The organism is Novosphingobium sp. KACC 22771, from assembly GCF_028736195.1.
Classification (GTDB): Bacteria; Pseudomonadota; Alphaproteobacteria; order Sphingomonadales; family Sphingomonadaceae; genus Novosphingobium.
Genome location: NZ_CP117881.1, coordinates 3,206,353 through 3,232,699, shown reverse-complemented (window position 1 = coordinate 3,232,699; position 26,347 = coordinate 3,206,353). Strand labels below are relative to the sequence as shown.

The 26,347-nt window shown below is 63.9% G+C and carries 22 protein-coding genes; 8 read left to right on the top strand and 14 right to left on the bottom strand.

Features of this window, described 5'->3' with window-relative positions; genetic code table 11:
* Positions 1-24: 24 nt before the first annotated feature.
* The gene (locus PQ467_RS14825; RefSeq protein ID WP_443192953.1) at positions 25-2,103 is read right to left on the bottom strand and encodes a tetratricopeptide repeat-containing sulfotransferase family protein; all 2,079 of its coding nucleotides are present in this window, start codon (positions 2,101-2,103) and stop codon (positions 25-27) included.
* 389 nt (positions 2,104-2,492) lie between these two features.
* Here PQ467_RS14825 and PQ467_RS14820 point away from each other — a divergent pair, with 389 nt between their 5' ends.
* Complete coding sequence (locus PQ467_RS14820; RefSeq protein WP_274174140.1) at positions 2,493-5,183, top strand: TonB-dependent receptor; 2,691 nt, start codon at positions 2,493-2,495, stop codon at positions 5,181-5,183.
* A gap of 82 nt (positions 5,184-5,265) precedes the next feature.
* Here PQ467_RS14820 and PQ467_RS14815 read toward each other — a convergent pair whose 3' ends face one another.
* The 9 genes from PQ467_RS14815 to PQ467_RS14775 form a co-directional block, all read right to left on the bottom strand.
* On the bottom strand, positions 5,266-5,931 hold the full coding sequence (locus PQ467_RS14815; protein WP_274174139.1) for a S8 family serine peptidase: 666 nt from the start codon (positions 5,929-5,931) through the stop codon (positions 5,266-5,268).
* Positions 5,924-7,600, bottom strand: a complete 1,677-nt coding sequence (locus PQ467_RS14810; protein ID WP_274174138.1) for an ABC transporter ATP-binding protein — start codon at positions 7,598-7,600, stop codon at positions 5,924-5,926. Before PQ467_RS14810 ends, PQ467_RS14815 begins: the two co-directional genes overlap by 8 nt.
* 17 nt (positions 7,601-7,617) lie before the next feature.
* Positions 7,618-8,622, bottom strand: a complete 1,005-nt coding sequence (locus PQ467_RS14805) for a hypothetical protein (protein ID WP_274174137.1) — start codon at positions 8,620-8,622, stop codon at positions 7,618-7,620.
* Positions 8,619-9,719 (bottom strand): YncE family protein, encoded by a 1,101-nt coding sequence (locus PQ467_RS14800; protein WP_274174136.1) that lies wholly within the window; start codon positions 9,717-9,719, stop codon positions 8,619-8,621. Before PQ467_RS14800 ends, PQ467_RS14805 begins: the two co-directional genes overlap by 4 nt.
* Before the next feature lie 52 nt (positions 9,720-9,771).
* Entirely contained in the window at positions 9,772-10,113 is a 342-nt protein-coding gene (gene qhpC / locus PQ467_RS14795; protein WP_274174135.1) for a quinohemoprotein amine dehydrogenase subunit gamma, read from the bottom strand.
* The gene (gene peaB / locus PQ467_RS14790) at positions 10,110-11,561 is read right to left on the bottom strand and encodes a quinohemoprotein amine dehydrogenase maturation protein (protein ID WP_274174134.1); all 1,452 of its coding nucleotides are present in this window, start codon (positions 11,559-11,561) and stop codon (positions 10,110-10,112) included. The genes qhpC and peaB overlap by 4 nt, the downstream gene beginning before the upstream one ends.
* On the bottom strand, positions 11,558-13,360 hold the full coding sequence (gene peaA, locus PQ467_RS14785; RefSeq protein WP_337995096.1) for a quinohemoprotein amine dehydrogenase subunit alpha: 1,803 nt from the start codon (positions 13,358-13,360) through the stop codon (positions 11,558-11,560). The genes peaB and peaA overlap by 4 nt, the downstream gene beginning before the upstream one ends.
* A 213-nt stretch (positions 13,361-13,573) precedes the next feature.
* The gene (locus PQ467_RS14780; protein ID WP_274174133.1) at positions 13,574-15,757 is read right to left on the bottom strand and encodes a xanthine dehydrogenase family protein molybdopterin-binding subunit; all 2,184 of its coding nucleotides are present in this window, start codon (positions 15,755-15,757) and stop codon (positions 13,574-13,576) included.
* A complete protein-coding gene (locus PQ467_RS14775) occupies positions 15,754-16,242 on the bottom strand; it encodes a (2Fe-2S)-binding protein (protein WP_274174132.1) in 489 nt (162 codons plus the stop codon). Before PQ467_RS14775 ends, PQ467_RS14780 begins: the two co-directional genes overlap by 4 nt.
* Positions 16,243-16,378: 136 nt before the next feature.
* Between PQ467_RS14775 and PQ467_RS14770 the strand changes: the two genes are divergently transcribed.
* From PQ467_RS14770 to PQ467_RS14740, 7 genes are all read left to right on the top strand, one after another.
* Positions 16,379-17,047: a TetR/AcrR family transcriptional regulator gene (locus PQ467_RS14770; protein WP_274174131.1), complete on the top strand. Its 669-nt coding sequence runs from the start codon at positions 16,379-16,381 to the stop codon at positions 17,045-17,047.
* 69 nt (positions 17,048-17,116) lie between these two features.
* Positions 17,117-18,328, top strand: a complete 1,212-nt coding sequence (locus PQ467_RS14765; protein WP_274174130.1) for an MFS transporter — start codon at positions 17,117-17,119, stop codon at positions 18,326-18,328.
* Positions 18,329-18,404: 76 nt separating this feature from the next.
* The gene (locus tag PQ467_RS14760) at positions 18,405-19,571 is read left to right on the top strand and encodes an amine dehydrogenase large subunit (protein WP_274174129.1); all 1,167 of its coding nucleotides are present in this window, start codon (positions 18,405-18,407) and stop codon (positions 19,569-19,571) included.
* Positions 19,571-20,146: a MauE/DoxX family redox-associated membrane protein gene (locus PQ467_RS14755; RefSeq protein WP_274174128.1), complete on the top strand. Its 576-nt coding sequence runs from the start codon at positions 19,571-19,573 to the stop codon at positions 20,144-20,146. Before PQ467_RS14760 ends, PQ467_RS14755 begins: the two co-directional genes overlap by 1 nt.
* A gap of 4 nt (positions 20,147-20,150) precedes the next feature.
* Complete coding sequence (locus tag PQ467_RS14750) at positions 20,151-20,750, top strand: methylamine utilization protein MauD (protein WP_274174127.1); 600 nt, start codon at positions 20,151-20,153, stop codon at positions 20,748-20,750.
* A 32-nt stretch (positions 20,751-20,782) separates the two neighbouring features.
* Positions 20,783-21,325, top strand: a complete 543-nt coding sequence (locus PQ467_RS14745; RefSeq protein WP_274174126.1) for a methylamine dehydrogenase light chain — start codon at positions 20,783-20,785, stop codon at positions 21,323-21,325.
* Positions 21,326-21,363: 38 nt separating this feature from the next.
* Positions 21,364-21,855, top strand: coding sequence for a cytochrome C (locus tag PQ467_RS14740; RefSeq protein WP_274174125.1), 492 nt, complete (start codon positions 21,364-21,366; stop codon positions 21,853-21,855).
* Between the two features lie 175 nt (positions 21,856-22,030).
* Here the strand turns inward: PQ467_RS14740 and PQ467_RS14735 are convergent, their stop codons facing one another.
* The 4 genes from PQ467_RS14735 to PQ467_RS14720 all read right to left on the bottom strand — a co-directional run bounded on the left by PQ467_RS14735 (position 22,031) and on the right by PQ467_RS14720 (position 26,272).
* Positions 22,031-23,047 carry an inorganic phosphate transporter gene (locus PQ467_RS14735; protein WP_274174124.1) on the bottom strand — a complete coding sequence of 339 codons (1,017 nt, stop codon included), beginning with the start codon at positions 23,045-23,047 and terminating at the stop codon, positions 22,031-22,033.
* 15 nt (positions 23,048-23,062) lie between these two features.
* Positions 23,063-24,205, bottom strand: coding sequence for a DUF47 family protein (locus tag PQ467_RS14730; protein WP_274174123.1), 1,143 nt, complete (start codon positions 24,203-24,205; stop codon positions 23,063-23,065).
* A 70-nt stretch (positions 24,206-24,275) separates the two neighbouring features.
* The gene (locus PQ467_RS14725; RefSeq protein ID WP_274174122.1) at positions 24,276-24,653 is read right to left on the bottom strand and encodes a winged helix-turn-helix domain-containing protein; all 378 of its coding nucleotides are present in this window, start codon (positions 24,651-24,653) and stop codon (positions 24,276-24,278) included.
* 47 nt (positions 24,654-24,700) lie between these two features.
* The gene (locus PQ467_RS14720) at positions 24,701-26,272 is read right to left on the bottom strand and encodes a CYTH and CHAD domain-containing protein (RefSeq protein ID WP_274174121.1); all 1,572 of its coding nucleotides are present in this window, start codon (positions 26,270-26,272) and stop codon (positions 24,701-24,703) included.
* Between the last annotated feature and the right edge of the window lie 75 nt (positions 26,273-26,347).

The window sequence follows — 26,347 nt, the reverse complement described above, 5'->3', positions numbered from 1 at the left end:
AGGGCGCCGCAACCGGCGCCCTTTTCATTTGGCCAGATGCGCGCGCCAATCCTGCGGCGGTTCGGGATAGGCTCCGATCACCGGCCCCAGCGCATCCCGCAGCGGATCGAGCCACCCGGCATAATGGGTCCATTGTTCCAGCCCGTCGCGATAGATCGGGCGGCGGACTTGCTCGCTGCTGGCGGTGCGCACGGCGCGCTTGTTTTCCCAGAAGGAAAGGCAGGCATCCTCGAAATCGACGCCGACATAGGCCAGCAGGCGCGCCACCTCGGCCTGCGTGTCGGCCACCATCTGTTCATAGATCACGCGATGTACCGCGCCGGGCATTTCGGCATCGAAGGCGGCCATTTGGGCGACATAATCGCGGTAATAGGCGCCGATTTCGGCCAGATCATAGGTGAAGACCTGACCGCGTGCAAAATGTTGTTTCCAGCCTGAAAAGCAGCAGGCCATCGGATGGCGCCGCGCATCAATGATTTTGGCGCGGGGCAGGATCATACGGATGAGGCCCACATTCTGCCAGTTATTGGGCATTTTGTCGATGAACAGCGGCCGGTCGGTCTGGCGGTGGACCCGCGTCAGATCGATATATTCCTCGCCCAGCCGCGTCCGGTCGGCGGGGGAAAGCGAGGCCAGCAGATCGCCGTAAGAGGCAAATTCGCCCTGCTGCGCGCGTGCTTTCAATCGCCCTGCGATCATCATCATCTCGGGCAATTCATGCGTGCCCTCGATCATCGAATGGCTCGACAGGATCTGTTCCACCAGCGTCGAGCCGGAGCGCGGCAGGCCAAGGATGAAGATCGGATCGGGCGCCATGCACCCGCCCACACTGGCGCCATCTCCATCGCGCGCGGCATAGAAGGGCGCGGTAAAGGTGGCGGCATGTTCGGCGGCGGCCTCATGCGTGCCTTGCGCGCTATAGTCCACTTCGGCGCGGCGCAGGCGGTTGGCGGTGGCGTAATGGTCAAACGAGGCGGCATGGTCGCCCGCATCCTCCAGCGCCTTGCCCAGCGCGAAATGGAGGTGGAACAGGTCCTCGCCGGTGGGGCCGGTGGCAATCGCGGCCTGCATCGCGGCGCGGTCCTGCGCGGTGAATTTGGCGGTTTTCAAATTGGCCAGCGACCACCATGCCTCGCCCATCGTGGCGGTGATGCCGATGGCGCGGCGATAGGCCTCGACCGCGGCGCTCTGATCGCCCAGTGTCTTGCGCACATGGCCCAGATTTTGCCACACATGGGCATTGTCGGGCGCATCCTTGAGCAAGGCCTCATAGATCGCCCCCGCGCCCTCCTGATCGCCCAGGCGCACCAGCACCGAGGCCTTGAGCAGCCGGTGGGCGGGGCTTTGCATCGGCGAGGCGCAGAGCGTGTCGGCATGGGCCTGCGCCTCGGGCAGGCGGTTGGTTTGCAGCAGCAGGCGGATCAGAAAATCGCGGGCCAGATCGAAACCGGGCGCCATCGCCAGCGCTTTTTCCACCCATGCCATCGCCTCGCCCAGATCGCCCCGGCGCCAGTGGATTTCCCCGATCAGCCGCGTGGCCGAGGCATCCTCCGGGATGCGTTCAAGCCGGACTTTGAGCATCGCCTCGGCCTTGTCCAATTCTCCCTCATTCATGGCCAGCGCGGCCTTGACCAGGTCCGGGTCCGACGCGGAGGCATGGATCGCCGAGAGATCCGCGCGCCACGCCTTGTCCGTCTCGCCCAGCCGCCGCCATTCGCGCGCCAGCAGATACCACCCGCTCGCCACCTGCGGCTGGGCGCGGGTCAGCGTTTCGAGCGCGGCGATAGCCTTGGGGGCATCGCCCGCTTCTGATGCGGCCTGCGCCAATTCCCACAGGATCGGCGGCACGCCCGGCTGCGCCCGGTCCAGCGCGATCAGACGCATCAGCGCCACCTGCCCCTTGCCCATGCGCCGCAAGGCTTGCGCGGCGATCAGTTCGGCGGGGGGCAGGTTGGGCTGCGCCTTGATCAGCGCTTCGGCGCGCGCCAGCGCCATGGCCGGATCGCTGTCCAGCAAACGCGCCGCATCGGCCAGTGCGGCGCCCGGAACGGCCCGTGACGACTGGCGCACCGAGGGGCGCGCGGCGATGGTCCCCAAAGCCATGGATGTCCTTTCATAGGGCCGGTCTGGTCTTGGATTGTCGCGCGCTGCACCTGCGTAAACATATACGTCAGACGACGTAACCCCTCGGGACATCTTGCGTTGTTTGCGCCCTTGACTCGCGGGGTGCCTATGACATTCTTGGGAAATCGGACGACCGTACTAATTGCTGCAATTGCGTAGGGGCACTTCGCAAGGCGCAGCCAATCGTGTCGCCAAGGGGTTCAATGACGTTTCGGCATCCGGCGGGTGCATTGGCGCAAGCATCTGTTTTCGCCGGGCGATCCCGCTTGTCCGGCGAAACCGACATGGACCCGGTGCGGATAGCAGAGGGCAGAGGATTTCGGGGCAAGATGGCCATCATGCGGGCCGGTAATGGGGGAAGCATTACGATGATTGCAGAGTTTTCCAAAAGATCGCGCCGGGTTATCGCGCTGAGCGCGGCGACGTTCCTGACGCCCTTTGCGCTGGTGGGCGTCGCCCATGCCGCGGGCACCGAAGCCGCGGCCGATCCCGCGCCTGCCGAGGCCGATGGCGGCGGTTTGGGCGACATCGTGGTGACCGCCACCCGCCGTTCGGAAAGCGTCCAGAAGGTGCCGATCTCGATGCAGGCGCTGAGCATGGAAAAGCTGGCCGAGCGCAATGTGAAGGGCATGTCCGACTTTGCCCTGCTGATGCCTTCAGTGTCCTTTGCAGGCCTTGGGCCGGGGCGCCAGACCGCCTATTTCCGCGGCATTGTTCCGGCGGGCGGCACCTATGCTTCGGTGGGTTACTATCTCGATGATATCCCCATCACCGGCACCGGCGTTCCCGATGTCTTTGTCTATGACATGGAGCGCGTCGAGGGTCTGTCGGGTCCGCAAGGCACTCTCTATGGGGCAGGCTCGCTGGCCGGTACGATCCGCATGATCACGAACAAGCCCAAGCTGGGCAAGTTTGAATGGGGCTATGACAGCGAAGTCAACAAGTTCGGCAAGGGCGCGGCCGGGGGCCAGTTGGCGACCTATGCCAATATTCCCGTTGGCGATAACCTGGCCGCACGCGTCGTGGCCTTCTATCGCAAGGATGGCGGCTATGTTGACAACACGCCCAACAACGGCAAATTCAACAATGGCAAATCCTCGACGCTGGCGCTGGGCGATGGCAATCCGGGCACCAATTACACGCTGAGCAATGCCGCGATCGCCAAGAAGGATTACAACCCCGTCTATATGTATGGCGGCCGCCTTGCGGTGCTGTGGGAGCCGACGCCGGGCTGGCAGATCACGCCCGAATTGGCCGCCCAGTCGCAGACCGCCTATGGCTATTTCGGCTATGATCCGCGCGTGGGCGATCTTCAGGTCCATGACTATGACCTGACCCGGCGTCAGGATGCATGGTATCAGGGCGCGCTGTCGGTCCATGGCCATATCGGCGATTTCGACCTCGTGTCCTCCACCGGCTATTTCGGCCGCAAGGTTCATCTCCAGAACGACTACACCTATTACACCGTGACCTATGATAATTTCGGGCAGGGCTACGAAAACTATCTGCAATTCTTCAGCAAGGACGGTTGCACTGGTTCGGGCGCTTCGCTGAAATGCAACAAGCTGCTCAATCCGACCCAGTATTTCGAAGGCTGGACGTATTCGGAAAAGTTCACGCAGGAATTGCGCTTTGCCACGCCAAAGAGCTGGCCGTTTGATGCATCTTTCGGCGGTTTTTATCAGTGGCAGAAGACCGAGAACAACAATTACTATGGCATCCATGGCCTTGCCGATATCGCCGGTTATACCAAGGTATGTTCTTACAGTTTCAACTCCGTATGCAACGGCGATGTCAACACGCTGGCCGGATTTGGCGTACCCACCACATCGGGCGGGACCATGGTGGTCGGTTCGCCCGCGGTGAAGGGCGATGGCTTCTATATCAACGAAAACAACCAATACACGCATGACGCGGCGATCTTCTTTGAAGGGCATTACAACATCACGCCCAAATTGAAGATCACCGGCGGCGTGCGTTATTTCTGGACCGATTACTGGACCACCGGTTTTGCCGGGGTCATGGCCTCGGCCAAGAGCACGACGACCTCGAAGAACATGCTGACCGGGGCCATGGGTTGTTCCTTGCCGCTGCCGACAGAGCGCCTGACCTGTCGCAACACCAATATGCTCGATCCCAACCAGATCGGGCGCTACAAGGAGCAGGGCGAGACGCACAAGATCGCGCTCAACTATCAGTTGACGCCCAGCAAGATGGTCTATGCCAACTATTCCACCGGCTTCCGCCCGGGCGGCTATAACCGCCCGCTGCGCGTCAGCGGCGTGGGCGTGTTCCGGGTCGATCCCTTCAAGTCGGAAACGCTGACCAATTACGAAATCGGCATCAAGACCCAGTGGGGCAACAATGTCCGTTTCAACACCGCCATCTATATGGAGGAATGGAACAACATCCAATATTCCGTCGTCGTGGCGGGCACCCAGGGCGCAGGCATGACCGGCAATGCCGGCAAGGCCAAGGTTTACGGGGTGGAATATGAGGCCGACATCAAGCTGGGCAAGGTGACGATCTCGTCCTCGGGCGCGTATAACCGCGCGCGGCTTGACGGCAATTTCTGCAATTTCAAGGCCGATCGGACTGCCTTGACCATTGCGGCGGATCCCACCTGCTCTTCGGGCATCGCCGCCGCCGATGGCAGCCGCCTGCCGCGCCAGCCTGAATTCAAGGGCAATATTTCGGTGCGCTATGACACCGAATTTGGCGATCTGAAGGCCTATCTGCTGGGTTCGGCCCTGTATCAGAGCAGCGCCACGCAGGATCTCAAACTGTCGAACAACAACCTGCTCGATTGTCAGGACATTGCCGCCGACGCAACCAAGGCGGGACGCCAATGCACGACCAAGGGCTTCGCCACGTTCGATTTCTCGGCTGGTCTCAAAAAGGACACCTGGGCTTTCGACATCTATATCCAGAATGCCTTTGACGGGCGCGGCGTGTTGACCACCAACACCTTCTGCTCGATCGACTTCTGCGCCGGTTCCTCGCGCAATTTCACCGTGCGCCCGCAAGTCTTCGGCGTCAAATTTGGCCAGAAGTTCTGAGCTGACTTTCTTCACCCTGCGAAGGACACCTTATGCCCCCATGGTTCGCGCCATGGGGGCGTTTTTTATCCGGCTTGCGGGATCAGGCGGCGGACAGCGCCGCGAGCAGGGCGGCGCGCGTGCGCAGGTTTTGCGTCCGGGCGATGCGGGCGGCAAAGCCGCTGGCCTGCGCCACGGCAAAGCTGATGCCGTAGAGGTTGCGCCTTTGCGGCACACCGGGGATCGGGCGGGGATAGCCGCTGGCGACCATCTGGCCGTCGCGCCAGGCGAATGTCTCGCGCGGGATATCCCAATCCAGCCCCACGCCCAATACGCCCGCCAGCGATCCGGGCAGGCAGGGCACGCCATCGGCCTGTGCCGCGGCCAGCACCAGCGCATCGCCCGCCCCGGCCACAGCCTCGGCAAACAGCGGGGCATGGGCGGCATTGGTGGTGCCAAGGCTGAGGTTGATGATATGCGCGCCGTTCCGGGCGGCGATGCCTATGGCGCTGACCAAGGCCATGGCGCTGCCGCGCAGGGCATCATGGAATACGCGGATGGGCATGATCTCGGCCTCGGGCGCCTTTTCCTGAATGGCGGCGGTGACGGCGGTGCCATGGCCCAACCGGTCAAGCGGGATCGCGCCCTGTTCGATCACCATGCCATCGGCGCCAATGGCGAAACCGGGGCGCAGGCGGGCCGGGTTGATATGCGGGTGGTCGGGATGAACGCCGCTGTCGATGACCGCGACCAGAATTCGTTCAGCCATAGGTCGCCACGCCATCTTTCAGGGTAATCACCCTATCCGCCATCGCGGCCAGCGCAGGCTTGTGCGTGATGACGATCAGCGTGGCACGGGGCAGGGCGCGGCGCAGGCTGGCGGCGATCAGCGCCTCGGTTTCGCCATCCAGTGCGGCGGTGGGCTCATCCAGGATCAGCGCATCGGGCCGCCGCAAGAGCGCACGGGCGAGCGCCACACGCTGCCGCTCGCCCGCCGAGAGCGCAAGGCCGCGTTCACCCACCGGCGTATCCAAACCCTGCGGCAGGCGGGCAAGCAAAGCTTCCAGCCCGGCATCATGGGCCGCCGCGATCACCGCGTCACGCCCCGGATCGTTCAGGCCAAAGGCAATATTGGCATAGAGCGTGGCATTGAACAGAAACGGCGTCTGTTCGACCAGCAGCACCGCGCGGCGCAGATCGTCCAGCGCCACCTCGCGCAGGTCCGTGTCGCCCAGCATCACCCGCCCGCCATCAGGGTCGATCATCCGCACCATCAGATCGGCCATCGTCGATTTGCCCGCCCCGCTGGGGCCGAGGATCGCACAGAAGGAGCCTGCCGGAATGGTGAAATCCGCGTCTTTCAGCACCGGCGCGCGGCCATGCGACAGGCGGACGTGATCGAAGCGGATGCTGCACGGCCCGGCGGGCAGGGACAGGGGGCTGGCGGCCTCCTCCACCTCGGGCGGCGTGTCCATCAATTCAAAGATCCGCGCCAGCGCCACCCGCGTTTGGGCCAGCGTGGCGGACAGGCCGAGCAGACCCTGGATGGGGGCAAACAGGCGCTGCTGATAAGCGAGGAAGGCGACCAGCGTGCCGATGGTCATCCGCCCGGCGGTGATCTCATAGCCGCCCCACAGCATGGCCCCGGCGGTCGAGGCGGAGAGCAAGGTGCCCGGCACCGCGCCTGAGAGGAAGGATGTCACCTGCATCCGCAGCATGGCGCGCACAAAACCGCCATTGGCGGCGGCAAAGCGCTCCCGCTCGCGCGCCTGCGCGCCCAGCGCCACCACCGTGCGCATACCCATGATCGTATCGACCAGCATACTGCCAATGTCCGCGCCCGCCTCGCGCATTTGCCGCGACAGTTCGGTCAGCCGCTTTTGCGCGCGCAGGAAAGCCCCCACCGCCAGCGGCACCAGCACCACGCCCACCACAAACAGCCGCCAGTCGAGCCAGAGCATCAGCCCAATGCTGCCCGCCAGAAACAGCAGATTGGCCAGCGCGGCGAGCAGCGTGTCGCCCGCAACCCGTTGAATGTCAGAGACATCGCTGTTGAGCCGACTCATCAGATCGCCAAGCCGAAAGCGGCCGAAGAAGCGCGGCGAGAGCTGTTGCAGATGGGACAGCACCGCGACGCGAATGTCGAACAACATGGCGGCCGAGAGCGAGACATGGAGCCAAGAGGCCGCGATGTTGAGCACATAGGAGCCGACCGTCGCCCCCAGCATCAGCCCCGCCACGCGCCACAGCACCCCCATATCATGCCGCATCAGCGCGCCATCGATCATCAGCTTGGAAATATAGGGCTGGGCCAGGCTGAGCGCGGTGGCCATCAGGCTGACCAGCATGACGGCGGGCAGACGCGGCAAATAGGGGCGCAAATAGGGCCAGAGCCGCCGATAGGCCGCCCAAGGCGCAGGAGGTGGGGAAGCATGCAAAGCGTTATGCGGCGCGTTCAGGTCGCGGCCTCCCGTTCGATCAGTTGAAACCCGCGCAAGAGATAGCGCGGTTCGGGCATATGCGCCAATTGGGCGGTGGTCCATGCGTAGCCTTGCGCAAGGGCCGCCACCTGCTCGCGCCACCATGGGCTGTCGCAGCCGGTGGCATAGAACTGGCCGGAGATCTGGATATGGCGGCGCAAGGAGGCCGTCAGCATCGAATGGTAATGCGTGGCCAACGCTTGCCGGTCGCCGGGATGCGCGATAACGGCGGCGGCAAGGATGGCCTCGCGCACCGATTGCGCGCTGCCGTCGCCGCAGATCGGATCGAACGCGATGGCCGACATGCCGCAGGCCAGCCAGTTTGGCCCCGCCAGGCACGCCAGTTGACGCGGCGCGGTTTCAAATCCGGGCGAGCTTTCTCCAAGGCCCGCGATCAGGGGCGCAATTAAAAGGCTGTTTTCAAGCAGACGTTCCAAGGGGCCGCCGACGCCCAGCAGCCAGCATTGCACCGGCCCCGAAGGGATCAGGAAGAGCCAGCCCTGCGCCACCGCTTCGACATGGCATGTCGCATGATCGGCCCCGGCGCGCAGCATGACGCGGGCGGCCGTTGCGCGCCTTTGGCCAAAGCGCATCAATTCGGCGTTGGGAAAGGGCGGCGCGCAATGCAGCGTCATCATGGGCGTGCCCGCATTCGCATCACCCGCGAGTTCACCGCCCAGCGCCGCGATCAGGTCATCCTCGGACACCACCACCGCGCCATGGGGCATGGACACCGGATCGCCGCCCCAGCGCACCACGCGCCGTTCAATGCGATGCGCATCGGCAAACAGGTCCGTCCGCCCAAATGCATCGCGGATCAGCCCCAGCGCGGCATCAGACAGCATGATGACCGGCACCGGCGAGCGCCGCACCGGCTCATGCGCAATGGCAAACCCCGCCCCGCGCAGCAAATGCGCCGCACAAGCCCCCGCCAGTCCGCCCCCACGGATCAGCACAGACTGGCGCGGCGCTTCTTTCACTGGGCGTAAACCAGCCCCGCCATGGTGGCGTCGGCCTCAAGGTTCCACGTCTTGTCCCACTTCAGCGTCTTGGCGTCATAGACCTCGATGTCATAGCTGGCGCCATAGATGTAGAGCTTTTTGCCGTCGCTCGACATGCCAAGCTGGAAGCGCGAGCGGCAGGGGAATTCAGCCTTGTCCACCACCTTGTTGTTGGCAATGTCAAAGTGCCAGAATTCGCAGCGCTTGTTGCCGGTCGTGCCCTGCGTGGTGACGGTGTAGCCGTCCTTGCCATCGGGGGTGACCTGAAGCCCCGCCATCTGATAGGGCGCGGGGCCGATGGGCGTGAAATCAAACGTCTTGGACGCCAGCTTGAACCGGCCGATGCCAAAGATCTTGTTGTGAATATAGGGATCGGCCGCAGTAAACAGCGAGACATATTCGTCATTGTTGCGCAGCAATTCCACCCCGCCGCCAAAGCTGGTGTTTTCCAGCCCCGCGCCCTCGGGTTTGGCGATGTCAATATGATCCACCGCCTTGAAGTCGGAGGTATTGAGGATAACCACCTTGTCGCGGAAGAGATAGAGCAGCTTACCGTCGGGCGAGATCATCATGTTCGCGCGGGCGGCGTTGAGCGTGTTGTCCTCGTCGGGAATATCGACGGTCTTGACCACCTTTTTCTGGGCCAGATCGATGGTTGCATATTGCCACTTGCTGACCTTGTAGCGGTCGACGGCCTTGTCGATGGTCATCATGATCGTGTAGAAATATTTGCCCGTCGGATCGGGCACGCCGCCGGTAAAGCGATATTTGGTGGTCGGCGTGTTCAGGCTGAACTTGTTCAACACCTTGCGCGTGGCGGTGTCGAGCACCTCGATCCCGCCGGTGGTGATGGTGGTGACATAGATCCGCTTGTGATCGTTCGACAGGCGCAGCGAGGTCGGCAGGCCGGTGTCGAGCTTGATATGCTCGGCGATCTTGCCGGTGGTTTCCTCGACCACGAACAGTTTGTCGGGATAGGTGCCCATCACGATGGGCGCGGCACTTGCGGCCACCGGAGCGGCGGCCAGCAACAAACCGGCCAGACGGAAAGGTTTGCCAGAGCGAGAATGCGTCATGTGGCAGGCTCTTTCATGAGAAAGGTCGCGAGATCGGGCGCGTGGGCCGCGATCAGGGAAAGATGATGTCCAGGCTGCGCCAGTCCTTGGCCGCCGCCGAGCAATTGCTGGCCCAATCGGGCGAGTAATTGACATGGTCGGGCACCTGCACCGGCCAAAAGCAGGTGACATAGCAGTCGTAGATGTCGCGCTCGACCGGCTGGCACAGGCCCGCCGTGCCGCCGCTGGCGTCCACTTCCCAACCGGGCGAGAAGGACAGGGTGCAGCCCATCGGTACATGCGGGCGCACTTGCTGTTGCAGGGCCACGACATCCTCCTGCATGGCCGCAATCTGCGTCTCCACGCTTTCGTCAATCGCCTTGGCCTTTTGGTTGATGGGGCGCAAATGCTTCATGACAGGCCCTTTCTTTCAGCAAACTTTTCGAGGAATTCGGGGTTCTGCACCGCCAGCGTGCCTTGGATCTTCAGGCAGGTGTCGGTCCATTCGCGGATCCAGTCGCAATAATGCAGATTGGCGTGGCCCGTGTCGCCGTAGCGGACAAAGGCCTCGTGATGGCATCCGCCCGCGCACAAAGGCCGCGCCCAGCAGGACTGGCACGCGTATTTGGCGCCGACATGGCCCTTGGTCAGGAATTCGCCCTGCGCCTTGCGGTCGATGCCGCTGGAGACATGGCCCATCACATGGCTGTCGGCATCGGTGAAGCGATGGCAGGGCGAGAGATCGCCCGAGGGCGAGACGCCCAGCAGACCCAGACCCGCGCCGCAAGGGTGGCTCTTGTTCGTCCCCTGCACCAATTCGCCAATGGTTTCCGAAACATTGGAAAACCCGTGCATCAGGCCTTTGAGCGCATAATCGAGCCATTCATCGGCCAGCAGATGGAACTGCTCCAGCACGGTGACCATGCCTTCCTCGCCCAGCGCATAGGCCTGTTCGCCCGATTCCGTGACCGGCGCAAAGCCGACCTCGTGAAAGCCGATATCCTCGCGCAGGTGGCGGAAGATGCTGACCACATCGGTCACGCCCTTGCTCAGCGTCACGCGGGCGGTGATCGCGCGGGTGCGATGGCGGGCGATCAGCTTGCGCAGCTTGGGCTCGATCACATCATAGCTGCCCTTGCCGCTTTTATAGACGCGGCGCTTGTCATGCATCTCCTTGGGGCCGTCGATGCTGACCGTGACGCCGATTTGCTCGGTCGCCAGAAACTCTATGATGTCGTCGGTCAGCAGCGTGGCATTGGTGGTCAGGCTGAAGGTGATGGTGCGACCCTGGGCCGTGGCCTGATCCGTGGCATAGGCGACGACCTGCCGCAGCAGCGGAAAGTTCATCAGCGTTTCGCCGCCAAAGAAGGTGATATGCACCGCAGGCCGCCCGCCCGACTGCGCCAGCAGCAGGTCGACCGAAGCCTTGGCGGTGTCGATGGTCATATATTTGGGCTTGCCGTTTGGCGTGGCGATCTTGTCCGCGCCAAATTCATAGCAATAGGTGCAGGCCAGATTGCACTGGTTGGTGATGTTGAGCACCAGCGCCTGAAGCGGATAATCTTCGGGCGGCTTGGCCGGGGCGGGGGCCGCCACGGTCTGGTCCGACACGATCACGCGGGCAAGGCGCAGCTCGCGCACCAGATCCTCGGCATCGGCGGCGCTGTAGCCGGACCCCGCCAGAGCGGTGACCAGATCGCCATGCGCCATTTCCGCGCCGTCCAGCATGGAGAGCACTTCGCCCACCGCGCCGTCGAGCGCGAAGATCGCGCCCGCCGACACCAGATAGATGAAATCCTGCCCCTGCGCGTCAAAGCGATGGACCTCGCCGCTGCGATAGGTGTGGGTCAAGGGCGCGCTCATTGATTCACCTCCGGCTGATCCCAGCGCTTGTAGGCAGGGACGGTCACGACCATGAAAGCCTTGGCGGTCAGGGGCTTGCCATCGGCGCCCTTTTCCGCCTTGGCGGTCGCGGTGACCCAGACCTCGCCGTAATTGTTGCGGTTCCATTTGCGCTGGGGGTTGGGCCCGTCGATGTTGGGCGTAAAGAACCCGGCGGTCGAGAGCTTGCCGACGAAATTCACGTCATCATCGTAATAGACCGAGGGGAATTCGCCCATCGAGAAACTCGCATCGATGGGGCCAATCGCCACGTCATCGGCGGTGCCAGCCTTGCCGTCGGCGCCCTTGTCATAGCCGATGGCCTCGAACTGCAGATAGCCCTTGGGGTGCTTCTCGCTGCCGCCAAGACGGGCGAGCGAGGTTTCTGGCGTGACCTTGATGTAGTCGACCTTTTTATAGATCGGCAGCGCCTTTTCCAGCACCGCCCCGCCAATGGCCACATCATGCGCGCCCACGGTGGCATCGGCGGCCACATCGACGCTCAGCACGATCTCGTCGTCGCTGGCCGAGACGATCTTTCTGGCGACCACGCCCTTGCCCAGCGTGATGTCCGAGAGCGCGAATTTGGTGGGCAGTTTGTCACCGATGATGTGGAGCTGCGCGCCCATCGTGCCGGTCTTGACCGCATCGGGGGTCACGCTGGCGATGGTGGGTTCGGTGCTGGTCTTGGTCAGTTTGACGTCAAAGCCGAACTCCTGATAGGCGCCCCAATACCAGCGCCCTGCCGCCGATTTCTGGTCGGGGGCAAACCACATGGTTTCGCGCGCATCATGGGCGGGGGCATCGGGGGCGGTCATGTCGCCCGAACCCTTGGATGTGCCGCGCCAGGAATAGCCGGAATAGACGATGCCGCTGCCCGTACGGGTGATGGTGCTGCCGTCCTTCAGGGACTTGAGCGTGATCGTGGTGGTGAAATCCTCGCCCTTGGGTGCGATCACCATCGATCCGGCATAGCGGCCCTTGCCTGGCAGTTCGGCCGAAACCAGCCATTTGCCCGCCAGAGCGGCCGGACGCATCCGCGCGCTCCACGAAGCCCATTCGGCCGAATGCAGCGGAGCGGCCTTGCGCATATAGTCCAGCGCCACCTCGCCCGGCGTCGGCCCCTTGGTCGCCGGGGCGCCATAGCCCTGCGGAATGCCATGCTCGTCTACACCGCGGCGATATTGCACTTCTGCCTGCGAATAGAGCGCGACGTGGAATTCCTGAAGCAACTTCCACTCATTGGCCGACCGGCGCCAGCTCAAGGGCTGGGCGAAGGCGTGGCACGAGGCGCAGGCCGCACGCACCGTCTCATTGGGGATGTTGGTTTCATCCAGCACCCGCTTTTCTGTCAGGTACATCACCGGCTTGGCCTCGTCCGGCGCCAGGCCGTGGCTGGCCGAAAGCGAGCGGATGACTTTCTTGGCGTCATCGGCGGTGATGACCAGCCCGTTGAGCTTGACCATGCGGTGGATCACCTGCGCCCAGCCTTCGGGGGTGGTGCGCATCCAGGAGATGCGCGACAGGTTGCCCTTGCCGTCATTGGTGTGGCACGCGCCGCATTTGTCGACCACCAGCTTGTCGGTGACGGGAATGCCCGCTTCCTTTTCGCCGCCGGAATCGTCGGCCTGCGCCACCGCCGGGGCCGCGCCATGCAGCACCGCCATGCCCAGCGCCGTGGCCGTCAGACCAAGCAGCGCGAGGCGCCGCCGAGGTTTGGACGGCATGTGTTTCAATGACGCAGGCGCGCCAATATCCGAAGGATCGGACGGGAAGGTCATAGTATCAAATTCCCCCCAAGCTGGAACTCGCTGGCTCAAACTGTGGCGCCATGAATCACTGGCCGCGAGGGGAAGATTGGACAGGCGTCAAAAATCCTTCAAGCGGCTTTTTGCCTTATACGCAGTTTGGCGCAAGCGCCCCGGCGCGGGCATAAGAAAACCCGCCCCCTGCGGTGCAAGGGGCGGGTCGATATCGTGCATTTCCGGTGTTTTTCAGGCCAGTTTCAGCGGCAATTGGCGCAGCCTTTGGCCCGTTGCGGCAAAGATCGCATTGGCCAGCGCCGGGATCACCGGGGGCAGCGAGGGTTCGCCAAGCCCGGTGGGCGGATAATCGGTTTTCAGGAATTGCACCGCGATTTCGCGCGGCACCTGTTCGATGCGGATCAGGGGGAAGTCGCCAAAGCTTTCGGCCTGCACCACGCCCTTCACCTGCTCGATCTTCTGCTCGACCATGCCCTGGCCAAGGCCTTCGTTCACCGCGCCCTGTACCTGATGGCGGGCGTTGATCGGGTTGATGATCTGGCTGCCGATGTCGCCGCATGCCCAAACCTTGTCCACGCGCACATTCGCGCCATCGGTGATGGTGACATCGACCACTTCGGCAAAATAGCCGCGATGGCTGAAATAGAAGCCAAAGCCGCGCCCGCGCTTCTCGCCCTTGGGGCCGGGGGCCAGTTTGCCGCCCTGCCAACCGGCCATCTTGCACGCGCCGTCGATCACGGCCCGCGCCCGGCCCGAATTGAGCACCGGCCGCCCCGGCACCACCGCCAGATCGCGCGGCGCACCCAAAGTCCGCCGCATCAGTTCGGGCAGATCGATCCCCGCCGCCTGCGCGATTTCGTCCATAAAGCTCTGATAGACGAAGGAGATGGCATTGGAGGTGGGCGCGCGCAGCCATCCCGTTGCCAGATTGGTGGGCAGATAGGTGATGCCGATTTCGGAATCGGCCAGCACATTGACCGGGAATTCAAACGGACTCATCTCCGCCGCGCGGATCGGCTTGCCGTCCTTGCCAAAGCTGACGAAATGGTCGCGGAAGGCAATCAGATCGCCCTTGGCATCCAGCCCCGCCGTAAAGCGGTGCCAGCCCGCCGGGCGGTAATAGTCGTGGCGCAGATCATCGGTGCGGTCGAACAGGATCTTGACCGGCTTGCCAGGCATCGCCTTGGCGACCTGCGCCACCATCACCATGTAATCATTGATCAACCGCCGCCCAAAGCCGCCGCCGATGCGGGTCTGGTGGATGGTGATGTCCTCGCCCTTGATGCCCAGCATCGCGGCGGTGTCGTTGCGGCCATTGTTGGGTGCCTGACTGGGCGCCCAGATCTCCAGCTTGCCATCGGCCCAGCGGCCCGTGCAATTCTGCGGCTCCAGCGTGCCATGGGCGAGGAAGGGGTAAGAGTAGTCCGCCGTGATGGTTTTGGCCGCGCCCGCCAGCGCCTTGGCCGCATCGCCGTTCTTGGCATGGGCAATCTGGGGCCCTGCGGCAAAGGCGGCGGCGGCCTGTTGGTCATAGGCCTCGGTGGAAAAGCCGATTTGCGCGGCATCGTCCCACTCCACGGTCACGGCCTCGCGCGCATTTTTGGCCGTCCACCAACTGTCGGCCACCACGACCAGCGTGTCGAATTTGCCCGGCGCGACCGAATTGCTGTTCACCGGCACCACCGCGATCACGCCCTTGCGCTTCAGCGCCGCGCCCGCGTCATGCGATGCGATGGTCGCGCCATGGGCCGGGGCCTTGATGATCGCGCCGTGGAGCAGGCCGGGCATGTCCACGTCAATGCCGAAAAGCGGCTTGCCCTGTGTGATCGCCACCGTATCGACGCCGATCTTGGATTGGCCGATGATGGTAAAGCGCGAGGGATCCTTGAGCGCCACCTTGGCCAGATCGGGCGCCGTTTCAGAGGCCGCGCCGCGCGCAAAGGCGGCATAGGGCGCCGAACGCCCCGAGGCCCCATGCAAAACCTTGCCCGCCGACGTGGTCAGGGCGCTTGTCTCCACGCCCCATTCCCTGGCCGCCGCGCTCAGGATCATCGCCCGCGCCGCTGCGCCCGTCTGCCGCATGGGCAGCCAGTTGATCGGCGTGGAGGTCGAGCCGCCCGCGCTTTGCGCGCCATAAATCTTTTCATTGGCCAGCGTGGGCTCGATCACCACCTGATCCCAGCTCAGGTCCAGTTCCTCGGCGATCAGCATGGGCAGCATGGTGCGCACGCCCTGACCGATCTCCGGGTTCTTGGCGCCGATGATGACCTTGTTATCGGCCCCGATGCGGATGAAGGCGTTGAGCGGCACCGCGCCGGGCGTATCGGCCAGGGCAATGCGCGCCTCAAACGCCAGCGCGCCCGCGCCCGCCAGCGAGGCGGCGATAAAGCCGCGACGGTCGATAACCGCGCTCATGCCGCATCTCCCGTCACATCGGCCATTCCGGCCGCTTTCCTGATCGCGCGGCGGATGCGCAGATAGGTGGCGCAGCGGCACAGGTTGCCGTTCATCCCCGCGTCGATTTCCTCATCGCTCGGCTTGGGATTGGCCATCAGCAGGGCCGTAGCGGACAGGATCTGGCCCGCCTGACAATAGCCGCATTGCGGCACGTCGATCTCGCGCCACATCTCGACCAGCCTGGCCCCCTGCGGCACGGCACTCGCGCCCTCGATGGTGGTGATCCTGTGCCCCGCCGCCGCCGATACCGGCGTCTGGCATGAACGCACCGCCTGTCCGTCGAGCAGCACGGTGCAGGCCCCGCAAAGCCCTTGCCCGCAGCCGAACTTGGTGCCCGGCATCTTCAATTCCTCGCGCAGAACCCAGAGCAGCGGCTTGTCCGCATCGGTCGTTACGCTGACCGGTTTGCGGTTGATGGTCAGGGCGAATTTTCCTTGGCTCACGTTTGCGGGCTCCTGAAGGGACCATGGGGCAATAAAACGATACTGGACGCGCTTCAAGATTCCGTCAAGCCGCGCGCCGGGGACAGTTGCCAGATGCGCAAGCCGGTGGCATGGCGCCGCAAGGAGAAGAAGCCCCATGGACCAATCGGAAGACATCGTCACCACCGCGCGCCCCGGCACCTATTCGCGCGGGACCGAGACGGTGGACGCGATTTTGAAAGCCGCGCTTGGCGTGCTGATCGACGAGGGGGCGGCGGCCTTTACCATCCGGCGGATCGCGGCGGCCTGCGGGATGAAGGTGGGCAATGTCTCCTATCATTTCCCGCGCAAGGAAATGCTGGTCCAGGTGCTGCTCGACGAATTGCTGGCCTCCTATGAAAAGGTGCTGGAAAACCGCGTGCGCCAGCCCGACCTGACCACCGAGGAGCGGCTGCGGCTGCTGATCGTGATCTGTCTTGAGGATATTGCGGGCAAGCGCACCACGCGCCTGTTCACCGAATTGTGGGCGCTGGCCAATCACAATGAATTCATCGCCGACCGGGTGCGCGGTTTTTATCAGCGGGTGCATGATTTCATCGGCGAATATGTCGCCGCGCTCAACCCCGCGCTGACCAGCGAGGAGGTTGCCATTGTCTCGCTTTATATCAGCGCCAGCATGGAAGGTTCGACGCCCTTCCTTGGCTTTGAAAAGCCATGGGCCGACCGGATGCCCGCCTATACGTCAATTGCCGTGCATGGGCTGGTAACGCTTGCCAAAACGATCACTTCGCGAGAGATTGCCGGAATGACAAGCCAGACGGCCTGATCCGTCGGCGCCTTCTGACGCAGGACACCGGCCTGCCGCGATGGTCGCGGCGGGCAAAGGGGGCTGTTTATGCGTCGGATTTTGCTTGCAGAGCAGGATAGCTGGGCGTCGGGCCGCGTGATGGCGCGGGGGTTTGGCCTGCCCGCGGCGGCGGTTCTGGGCTGTCTGCAACCGGCGATTGATCCGGTGTTTCTCACCCTGCTGTCGCGGGCCACGCCTTTGCGCGCCGCCGATCATGGCTGGGTGGTGGGCATGACCCAAACGGCCTCGGCGCTGGCGGCGATGATGGTCTGGTGGCTGGGGCCAAGGATGCCGCTGCGCGCGGTGCTGGCGCTGGCGCTGGCGGCGATGGTGGCGGGGCTGCTGACGCCGCTGGCGCAGGGGCTGGCCGGGGTGCTGCTGCTGCGCGGGATCTATGGGCTGGGTATGGGGGCTATCTATGCCCGCGCCATGGGCGGCTTTGCGGCGGCGCGGCCAACGGGCGCCTATGCGATTGTCCTGCTGGTGCAATTGATGCTGGCCACGCTGCTCTCGCTGGTGCTGCCTGATCTGGCCGAAAGGATCGGGGCGGGGCGGGCGCTGGCCATTCTGGCGCTGGTGCCGCTGGCCGCCGCCGTCGCGCTGCGCTCTGCGCCCGAAGGCGGCGGTGCGCGCCCGGTGCCTTCGGGTCAAAGTGCCACGCCGCGCGCGGGCTGGGCGCTGGCGCTGGCCAATTTCTGGTTCATCTGCGCCACGATGATGGTGTGGAGCCTGTGCGGCGCCATGGCGGTGCAGGCCGGGCACAGCGAAGGGCTGATCGGGCGGGCGGTCGCGATCGGCTCGCTGGCCGGGGCGGCCACGGCGATTGCGGTGATGCGCGAGAGGCTTCGCGTGCCTTTGCCGGTTACGGCTTGTCTGGTGGGTGCGTCGCTGCTGGCGCCTTTGGTGCTGACGCGGCCCGGCGCGGGGGCGGGGTTTGTGCTGGCGATGGTGCTGCTCAATATCGGGTCCACCGCGATCATCATCCGCTGTTCCGGTCTCGCCAGTGCGCTCGGGCTTGATCCGCGCTTTCGCGTCTTTGTGGCCGCCACGCATAATCTGGGCATGAGCGCAGGCCCCGCGCTGGGATCGGGTCTGCTCTGGGCGATGCCTGATGGTGGATTGCTGCTGGGCGCGGGGCTGGCGGTGCTGGCCGGGGTGGCGGCGGTGGTGATCGGATGGCGGGGTTTACGCCATTGTGCGCATTGGCCGATGCCGCGCCCGCCTTTCGCGGCTTGGGGCCGACAGAAGGGGCTTGATTAATTCTGGACACTCGTCCAGCCTTGTCCCGGCCGGTTTGGGCCGCCATTATGCCGCATTCAAGGAGGGTTACGGCCAGATGTCTCGCCACACTTCGCACGTTTTCGCCCTTCGCGCCGCTGCCCTGCTGATCGGTTCGGCGCTGGCGCCCTTTGGCGCGCAGGCCGCCGTGCCCACAGAGCCGGAAACGCCCAATGTCGCGACGCTGGCCTCGCCCAATCCGGGCTGGTTCTATGTGCGCGGGGGATTTGATACGGCGGGGACCCAGATCGTGGACAGCGCCACCGGCAAGATGGTGGGCATGGTCGATACCAGCCGCACATCGGATATGGCGGTCGATCCGGCGGGCAAGTTCTACTACGTTTCGGAAACGATCTGGAGCAAGGGCAACCGGGGCACGCGGCAGGACCTGCTCTCGATCTATGACGCCAACAGTTTGAAGCTGCAGACCGAGGTGCCGTTTCCCGGCCGCCTGATCATCGGCGCGCAGGTCAATAATTTCGCGATCTCGCCCGATGGCAAAAGCGCCTATATCTTCAATCTGACGCCCGCCGCCTCGGTCAATATCGTCGATCTGGGCAAGCGCAAATTTGCCCGCAATGTCGAATTGCCGGGCTGCGCCGGGCTGATGCCGATTGCCGAGGGGCTGGTGTCGGTGTGCTCGGACGGTTCGCTGGCCTCGCTCAACCTGTCGGGCGGCAAGGCGGAAATCACCCGCAGCGCCCCCTTCTTTTCGGCCACCAATGATCCGGTGTTCGATGCTTATAATTATTCGGCCAAGCGCAAGGAGGCGGTGTTCCTCAGCTATACCGGGCTGATCTATACAGCCAAGATCGGGTTGAAGCCGGAAATCGCCGCGCCCTTTTCCATTCAGGCCGCCGCCGGTCTGCGCCCCGGCGAGACCAGGCCGCTCGATGTCAACTGGCTGCCCGGTGGGCGGCAATTGACCGCATGGCATCATGCCAGCAACCACCTCTATGTGCTGATGCATATCGGCGAATTCTGGACCCAGAAGGAATCCGGCGAGGAGATCTGGGACGTTGATCTGTCCGCCAAAAAGGTGGTCAAGCGCTTCCCGCTGGAGGATCACATCGACAATATCGAGGTGACGCAGGGCGACAAGCCCAAGCTGTTTGTCAACAACGGCAAGAATGACGGCTATATTCTCGATCTGGCAACATGGACGCTGGGGCCGAAGATTGGCGCGATCGGCGGCGGGGTCATCGCCACTTTCGAGGCACCCTGATGGGGGCTTTGCTGGCCACGCTGCTGCTGGGCTTTGCCATGGGGGCGGGGTTGATTTTTGCCTTTGCCGGGATCGGGCATTGGCGGCATCGGCGCTTGCTGGGCGGGGTGGTCGGCAATTACCGGCTCCTGCCGGATGGGTTGGTGGCGCCGGTGGCGGCTCTCCTGCCTTGGGGCGAAATGGCGATGGGGCTAGCCTTGGTGTCGGCGGCTTTTTCGCCTTTGTCTGGCCGCGCGGGAGCGCTGGCGGGCGGCGGTGTGCTGCTGCTCTTTGGCTGGGCCATGGCGGTCAATCTGCGGCGTGGGCGCGGCTTTATCGATTGCGGCTGCGGCCATGCGGAATTGCGCCAGCCTTTGAGTTGGATGCTGGTGGTGCGCAATCTGGTGCTGGCGTTGCCTTTGCTGGCCTTCGCCGCGCTGGGGCCGGACTTGCACGATGGCTTGGCGCTGATCGCCGCGATGGTGGCGGGGCTGGCGGTATGGCTGGGCTATAATCTGTTCAATGCCTTGGCGGCGCTGCAATCCAGCCCGCTTTCGGTCAGTATGCATCCCATTCGGCTTCCCACTCGGAGATAGAGGCATGATCCTTTCGCTGGTCATTTCACAGGTTGTATCGTGGCTGGTCATGGCCGGGCTGGTGGTGGCGCTGTTGGCGCTGGCGCGGCAGGTGGGCGTGTTGCACATGCGGGTGGCGCCGGCGGGCGCGCTGACCACGGCGGGCGGGCCTGCGGTGGGTTCGGGCAGCCCGGTGATCGAGGCCAATGATCTCAACGGTCGCCATGTCCATATCGGCGGCCCGGCCAAGGACAAGCCGCTGCGCCTGCTGATGTTCGTGTCGGCCATGTGCCCGCTGTGCAAGGGGCTGATCCCCGTGGCCAAGAGCTTTGCCAAGGATGAGCGGCTCGACCTGACCTTTATCGGCGACGATGATGTCGCGACCCAGCGCAAGCTGATCGCGCAGCAGGGGCTGGAGAGTTACACTTTCGTCAACGGCCCCGATGTCGGTCAGGCCTTTGCCGTGGGCAAGCTGCCCTATGCGGTGCTGATGGATGCCGATGGGGTCGTGCTGTCCAAGGGGCTGGTCAACAGCCGCGAGCATCTTGAGAGCCTGATCATCGCCCACGAAATGGGGGTGAAGAGCGTGCAGGACTATATCGCCTCGCTCAAGGTCGTCGGCTGAGGGCTATTTCATTTTTCTACGGGGGTTTGCCGATGAAACTGTTCAATCCCGATGCCGCCGCCGAAAAGCTGCTGCGCCGCTTTGCCGGGGGCACATCGCGCCGGGGCATGTTGGCGCGGCTGGGCGGGGCGCTGGTGGCCGCGCCTGTGTTCCCGCTGCTGCCCGTCAGCCGCGCCGGGGCCGCCAAGCCCGACCGCAGCCCGGAGGCCAAGACCGCCTTTGCGCGCAAGGCCCAGATTACCGACGATACGAAATGTGATTACTGGCGCTATTGCGCGATTGACGGCGCGCTGTGCTCCTGCTGCGGCGGGGGCATCCATACCTGCCCGCCGGGGGCGGAATCCTCGCCGGTGTCCTGGGTCGGCACCTGCATCAATCCCGAGGACGGCAAGGCCTATATGATCGCCTATCGCGATTGCTGCGGCAAGCCGATGTGCACCCAGTGCATGTGCGACAATCAGGACCGCGAGACGCCGCTCTATGTGCCTCAACTCAACAACAACATCATCTGGTGCTTTGGCACCCAGAGCATGGAATACCATTGCTCGACCGCAGTGATGGTGGGGCCGGCCTGAGAATGAAATGGGCGCGGTGGATTGGGGGTGGTGCGCTGATGGCGCTGCCTTGGCTGGCGGCATCGGTGGCGGCGCAACCTGATCCGGCCCGACTGGATCCGGCAAAGGGCATCAACGATCCTGAACTGGCGCGTTCCGATTTCATCGAGCATTGCGGCGGGTGTCATGGGCCGGATGGGCGCTCGGCGCCTGCGGCTCTGCCCGAATTGCGCGGGCGAGTGGGTTGGCTGATGTGCACGCCCGCCTCGCGCGCCTATCTGCTGCGCCTGCCCAATATTGCGCACAGCCGGATCAGCGATAATGCCGAACTGGCCGATATGCTCAATTATATGGTGTTCGTGGTGGGCGGGGATAGCGCCCCGGTGGGCACCCGTCCCTTTACCGCCGAGGAAGTGACCCGCGAGAGGGCGCATCCCCTGGTGTCCGGCTCGCTGACGGCGGAGCGGGCGCGGCATGTGGGCGAGGCGATCCGGCAGTGTCATGCGCCGGTTTCGTTGCGGTTGAATTTTCCCGGCGAGAAGAAGGGGTAGAGCTTGCCTCCGGCGGGCAAAGGGCGGGGGCCCTTTGCAATCCCGGTAATGGGGGTGCGCTTCGATCCGTGCGGTTGGCTTACTTTGCAATATGTTAAAGCCTGCGGCGCTCTTGGATGGCGTCGCAGGCTTTAAAATTTCAGGCGAACATAAGGTGTGCGAGGGATCACCCCCCTTAAAGAGCCCGGTCGATCAGCACCGCGATTTCATAGAAAACCGCACCGACAATCGCGGCGGCCGGAATGGTCACCAGCCATGCCACAACCAGCCGCTGCGCCACGCCCCAGCGCACCGCGCTGGTCCGCTTGGCCGCGCCCACGCCCATGATGCATCCGGTGATCGTGTGGGTGGTGGAAACCGGGATACCGAAAGCGGTTGCGCCAAACAGCAGCAACGATCCGCCCATTGAGGCGCAGAAGCCCTGATGGTGCGACAGCTTGGTGATGCGGCTGCCCATCGTCTCGATGATCTTCCACCCGCCCGACAGCGTGCCCAGACCCATCGCCACATAGCAACCGATCACGACCCAGCCCGGCACCGCAAAGTCGCCCTTGAGCAGGCCCTGCGAATAGAGCAGCACCGTGATGATGCCCATCGTCTTTTGCGCGTCATTGGCGCCATGCCCGATCGAATAGGCGGCCGATGACAGGATGTGGAGCTTTTTGAACACGCCCTCCGCGCTCTTGGCGGTGGCCTTCATAAAGATCCACGATGTGATCATCATCAGCAGCATCGCCGCCATCATGCCCAGCAGCGGCGCCAGTGCGATGAAGGAGGTTGTCTTGATAATGCCCGACCACACAACAGCGTTTGTGCCCGCATGCATCACGCCCGAGCCGACCAGCCCGCCCACCAGCGCATGGCTGGACGAGGAGGGGATGCCCTTGACCCAGGTGAACACATTCCACGCCATCGCGCCCACCAGAGCGCCAAAGATGACATGGGGGGTGACCACATCCTTGTCGATGATGCCCTTGCCCACCGTTTCGGCCACTTTCAGGCCGAACATCCAGTAGGCGGCAAAGTTGAAGAAGGCGGCGAAGAGCACCGCCTGAACCGGCGTCAACAGCTTGGTAGAAACCACCGTTGCGATGGAATTGGCCGCGTCATGCAGCCCGTTGATGAAGTCGAATGCCAGCGCCAGCGCCACAAGGGCGATGATCAAGGGCAGGGCCACGATAACATGGTCCATGATCTGTTCGCCCCCTTAGGCGTGGTCGATCACGAGACCGTCGATCTCGTTGGCGACGTCCTCGAAACGGTCCACCACCTTTTCGAGGTGGATATAGATTTCGCGCTGGATAAAGAAGGTCAGCGGATCGGCCTTGCCATAGAGCTTGAAGGTCTTTTTCAGGCCCTTGGCGTGGATTTCATCCGAATGGCCTTCCATCTCGACGATGCGCCCCGTCAGCTCGTGCAGGCGCGCGGCATTGCCGTGAATGTCGCGCAGCAGCGGCATCGCTTCGGACAGCAGGCGCGAGCAATCGACGATGATCGCGGCCATATCGCGCATTTCCTGCTCGAACTCGGTCACTTCATACAGGCTGACCGCGCCGGCGGTCTGCTGCATCTGGTCGATCGAATCGTCCATCGAACCGATCAGGCTGGTGATTGCGCTGCGGTCAAAGGGGGTAAGGAACGTCTTGCGCACCGTGGTGAGCACGTCGCGCGTGATATTGTCGGCCTCTTCCTCGCGCTCGACGATCTCGCGGATGTGCTGGCTCATGCCCGAGCCGCCCTGAAGCAGGCGGGCCAAGGCGTCGCTGCCCGCGGTCAGCGTGGCAACATGGGCTTCAAACAGCGCGAAGAAATTGCCCTGCTTGGGGAGCAGCGCCTGAAACCAGTGAAACATTCGAACAGTTTCCCTCATCAGTGCCAGGCTGCGGCCCACGATTGGCTTGCCGGACGAATCGGCAAAGTCGGATGGCCGAAACCGGACCATCAGTGCGCGCAGTTCTGGCTCATCAACAAGGTCCGCCGCCGTTGCCAGCGGGAACCATTGCCGCGTCCGCTGCCCTGCTTCGGGCCATTCGTCAAGTTCGGTTGTAACGGCCAACGGAAAAACCCTCACATCCACCAGGAGTGAGGCGCCCGATTTTAACTGTTTGCGATACCGGTAATCCCCCAGCGCAGTGGGACAAACCGCGCCTTCCAGCCCTGCTTCCTCATACGCTTCCTGCGCAGCGGCGGCATGGGCGGACAGACCCTTCATCGCATTGCCTTTGGGCAAAACCCAACGCCCGGTCCCCCGCGAGGTGACCATAAGGACCTCAACAGGCGAATCGGCCGAATCACCAACACGTCGATAGGGCAGGCTGGCGATCTGACGAATTGTCACTATCCTTGTCATGAAAATGAAACAATAGGGAATTTGCAAGGGCGCAGTTTAGCCTGCAATCCTTGCCATACACAAGCTGTCCCTATTGGTGTTCGCGCGGGATCGGCAAAAGCTGGGCCTTCAGGCTCTGCCATTCGGCCCCGCCCTCAACCATCGCCGCCCCGCGCTGAAGGGCCCGATAGGCGTCTAAAACCTTGCGCCCCGCAACGCTGAGCCGCGCCCCCGAACGCGCCGCCCCATTGGGCATGGTTTCGACCAGAGGCGAGGCCCAGCAGCGGTTCATCGCATCCACCAACAGCCATGCGCGGCGATAGCTCATATCCATCGCCCGCCCGGCCGCCGAGATCGATCCTGTGGCATCAATGGCATCGAGCAGATCGGCCTTGCCCGGCCCCATGGCGATTTCCTCCCCGCTCATCACGCGGATCGCGATTTTCAGGCGCAGGCCTTCCTCGCTCATGCTGCTTCCTTTATCCGCTCCGGGGCCTTTGCGGCCCGCTTAGACCCTTACAGCGCTTCCCACCAGCCCGCATGTGCCTTTTCCAGCGCGAGTCCGGCGCGGGCCTGCTCAATGGCGCGCGCGCGTCCGGCGGCGGGCAGGGCCATGGCCTTGTCGAGCTGCGCCTGCAACGCCAGCGCTTCGCCCCGCGGCAGGTCGAGCAGGCGCGTTATGGCCACGCCCGCCTCCATCGCGCTGACCTGATCCTGTATCTGGCCCAGCGCGCCCTGCACCTGTTCCAGCGCGCCCTGATGGGCACGCCCGATCCGGCTTTTGTCCAGCGCCACAAAGAAGCCCGCCGAGTAGCGCAGCTTCTTCACATCCTTGCGCAATTCGTGCAGATCACTGTCGCTCATCCCGGTCAGGCGTTTGCGCATGCCCCTGATCGCATCGCGCTGGCGCTCGATCATGGCGGCGGCCATCGGCTCCACCGCCACCCCGGCCAACGGTGAGGCCAGATAGGCTCCATCCTCCAGCCAAAGCGCCAGTTGCAGCCAGAGCCGCTGAAACCGGGGCTGGCTCAGGCCTTCGCGCGCGTTTTGCGTGGCGGCGGCCTCTGCACGCAGCAGAGCATCGGGCGGGTTTTTCATGCTTTGGGCCAAAACATGCAGATCGCGCGCCGGGGCCAGCAGCATCGCCGCCTCGCGCAATTCCTGCCGCCACAGCCGCGCCTGCGGGTCGAGCGCCAGCAGATCCTTGGCAAACAGCGAGAGCGCCGCCCGCATCCGCCGGATCGCCACACGCAACTGATGGATCGCGCCGGGATCGCCCCGGCTGATCACCAACCCCAGATTGCCCACCGCATGGGCCAGCACATTCCATCCGATCGTCTGGAACGCCCGGGCCCCGCTCATGCCCCGCGTCAGCGCGACAGGGGCGGCGGACACCGCCTGCGGCGTGCGCCCCTTGGCAAGCGCCTGCGCCCGCTGCGCCTTGGTGCGGATGGACCAGCCCAAATCCGGCCCCAACGGCAATTCCAGCGCCAGCCGCAACAAATCGGCCAGTCGCCCCTCGCATAATTCCAGTTCGATTTCGGCAATCGGCTGGGTCGGTCGATCACCGGCGCGGATCTCGCCTTTGTCAAAGGCCACTTCGATCAAGGCTTTGCCTCGGCGCAGCAGCCTCGTCTCGCGCTCTACCGCCAGCTCGGCATAGGGCAAGAGATGCGCGCCGCCCCGCATCCGATCCAGCGCCAGCGCCGCGGGGGCGGGAAAGGCGGATGGGTCGGGGGCCTGCGCATCGGCATGCAACGGCTGGTTCCACTCGCTGCGCTGCATCTGGCTCTTGCGGCCCAGCGCGATTTTCAGCGTCTGTTCGCAGCCTTTCGCTCGCCGCCTGACGCGCAGGCTGGCCTTGCCCGCCGCCAGCGCGCCATCGGGCGTGTCGAAATAGGTGGTGCGCAGGGTTTCGCTTTGGCTCTGGCCGAGCAGAGCGGGATGGTGGCGCAGGTTTTCCAGCATGCTCTGGCTGGCGGCCAGCTTGATTTCCACTTCTTCGGGCCCATGCTGCTGCCCTTCATGATCGGACAATCCATCGGGGGCCTTGCGCAAGCCTGTCTCAACAGCGCCAGTCTCGTTCATACGCGGCTTTCTTCGCTGGGCTGGATCATAAGGCCGATTGCATAGCATCGCGCGCGCGCATGATCCAGCCAGCCT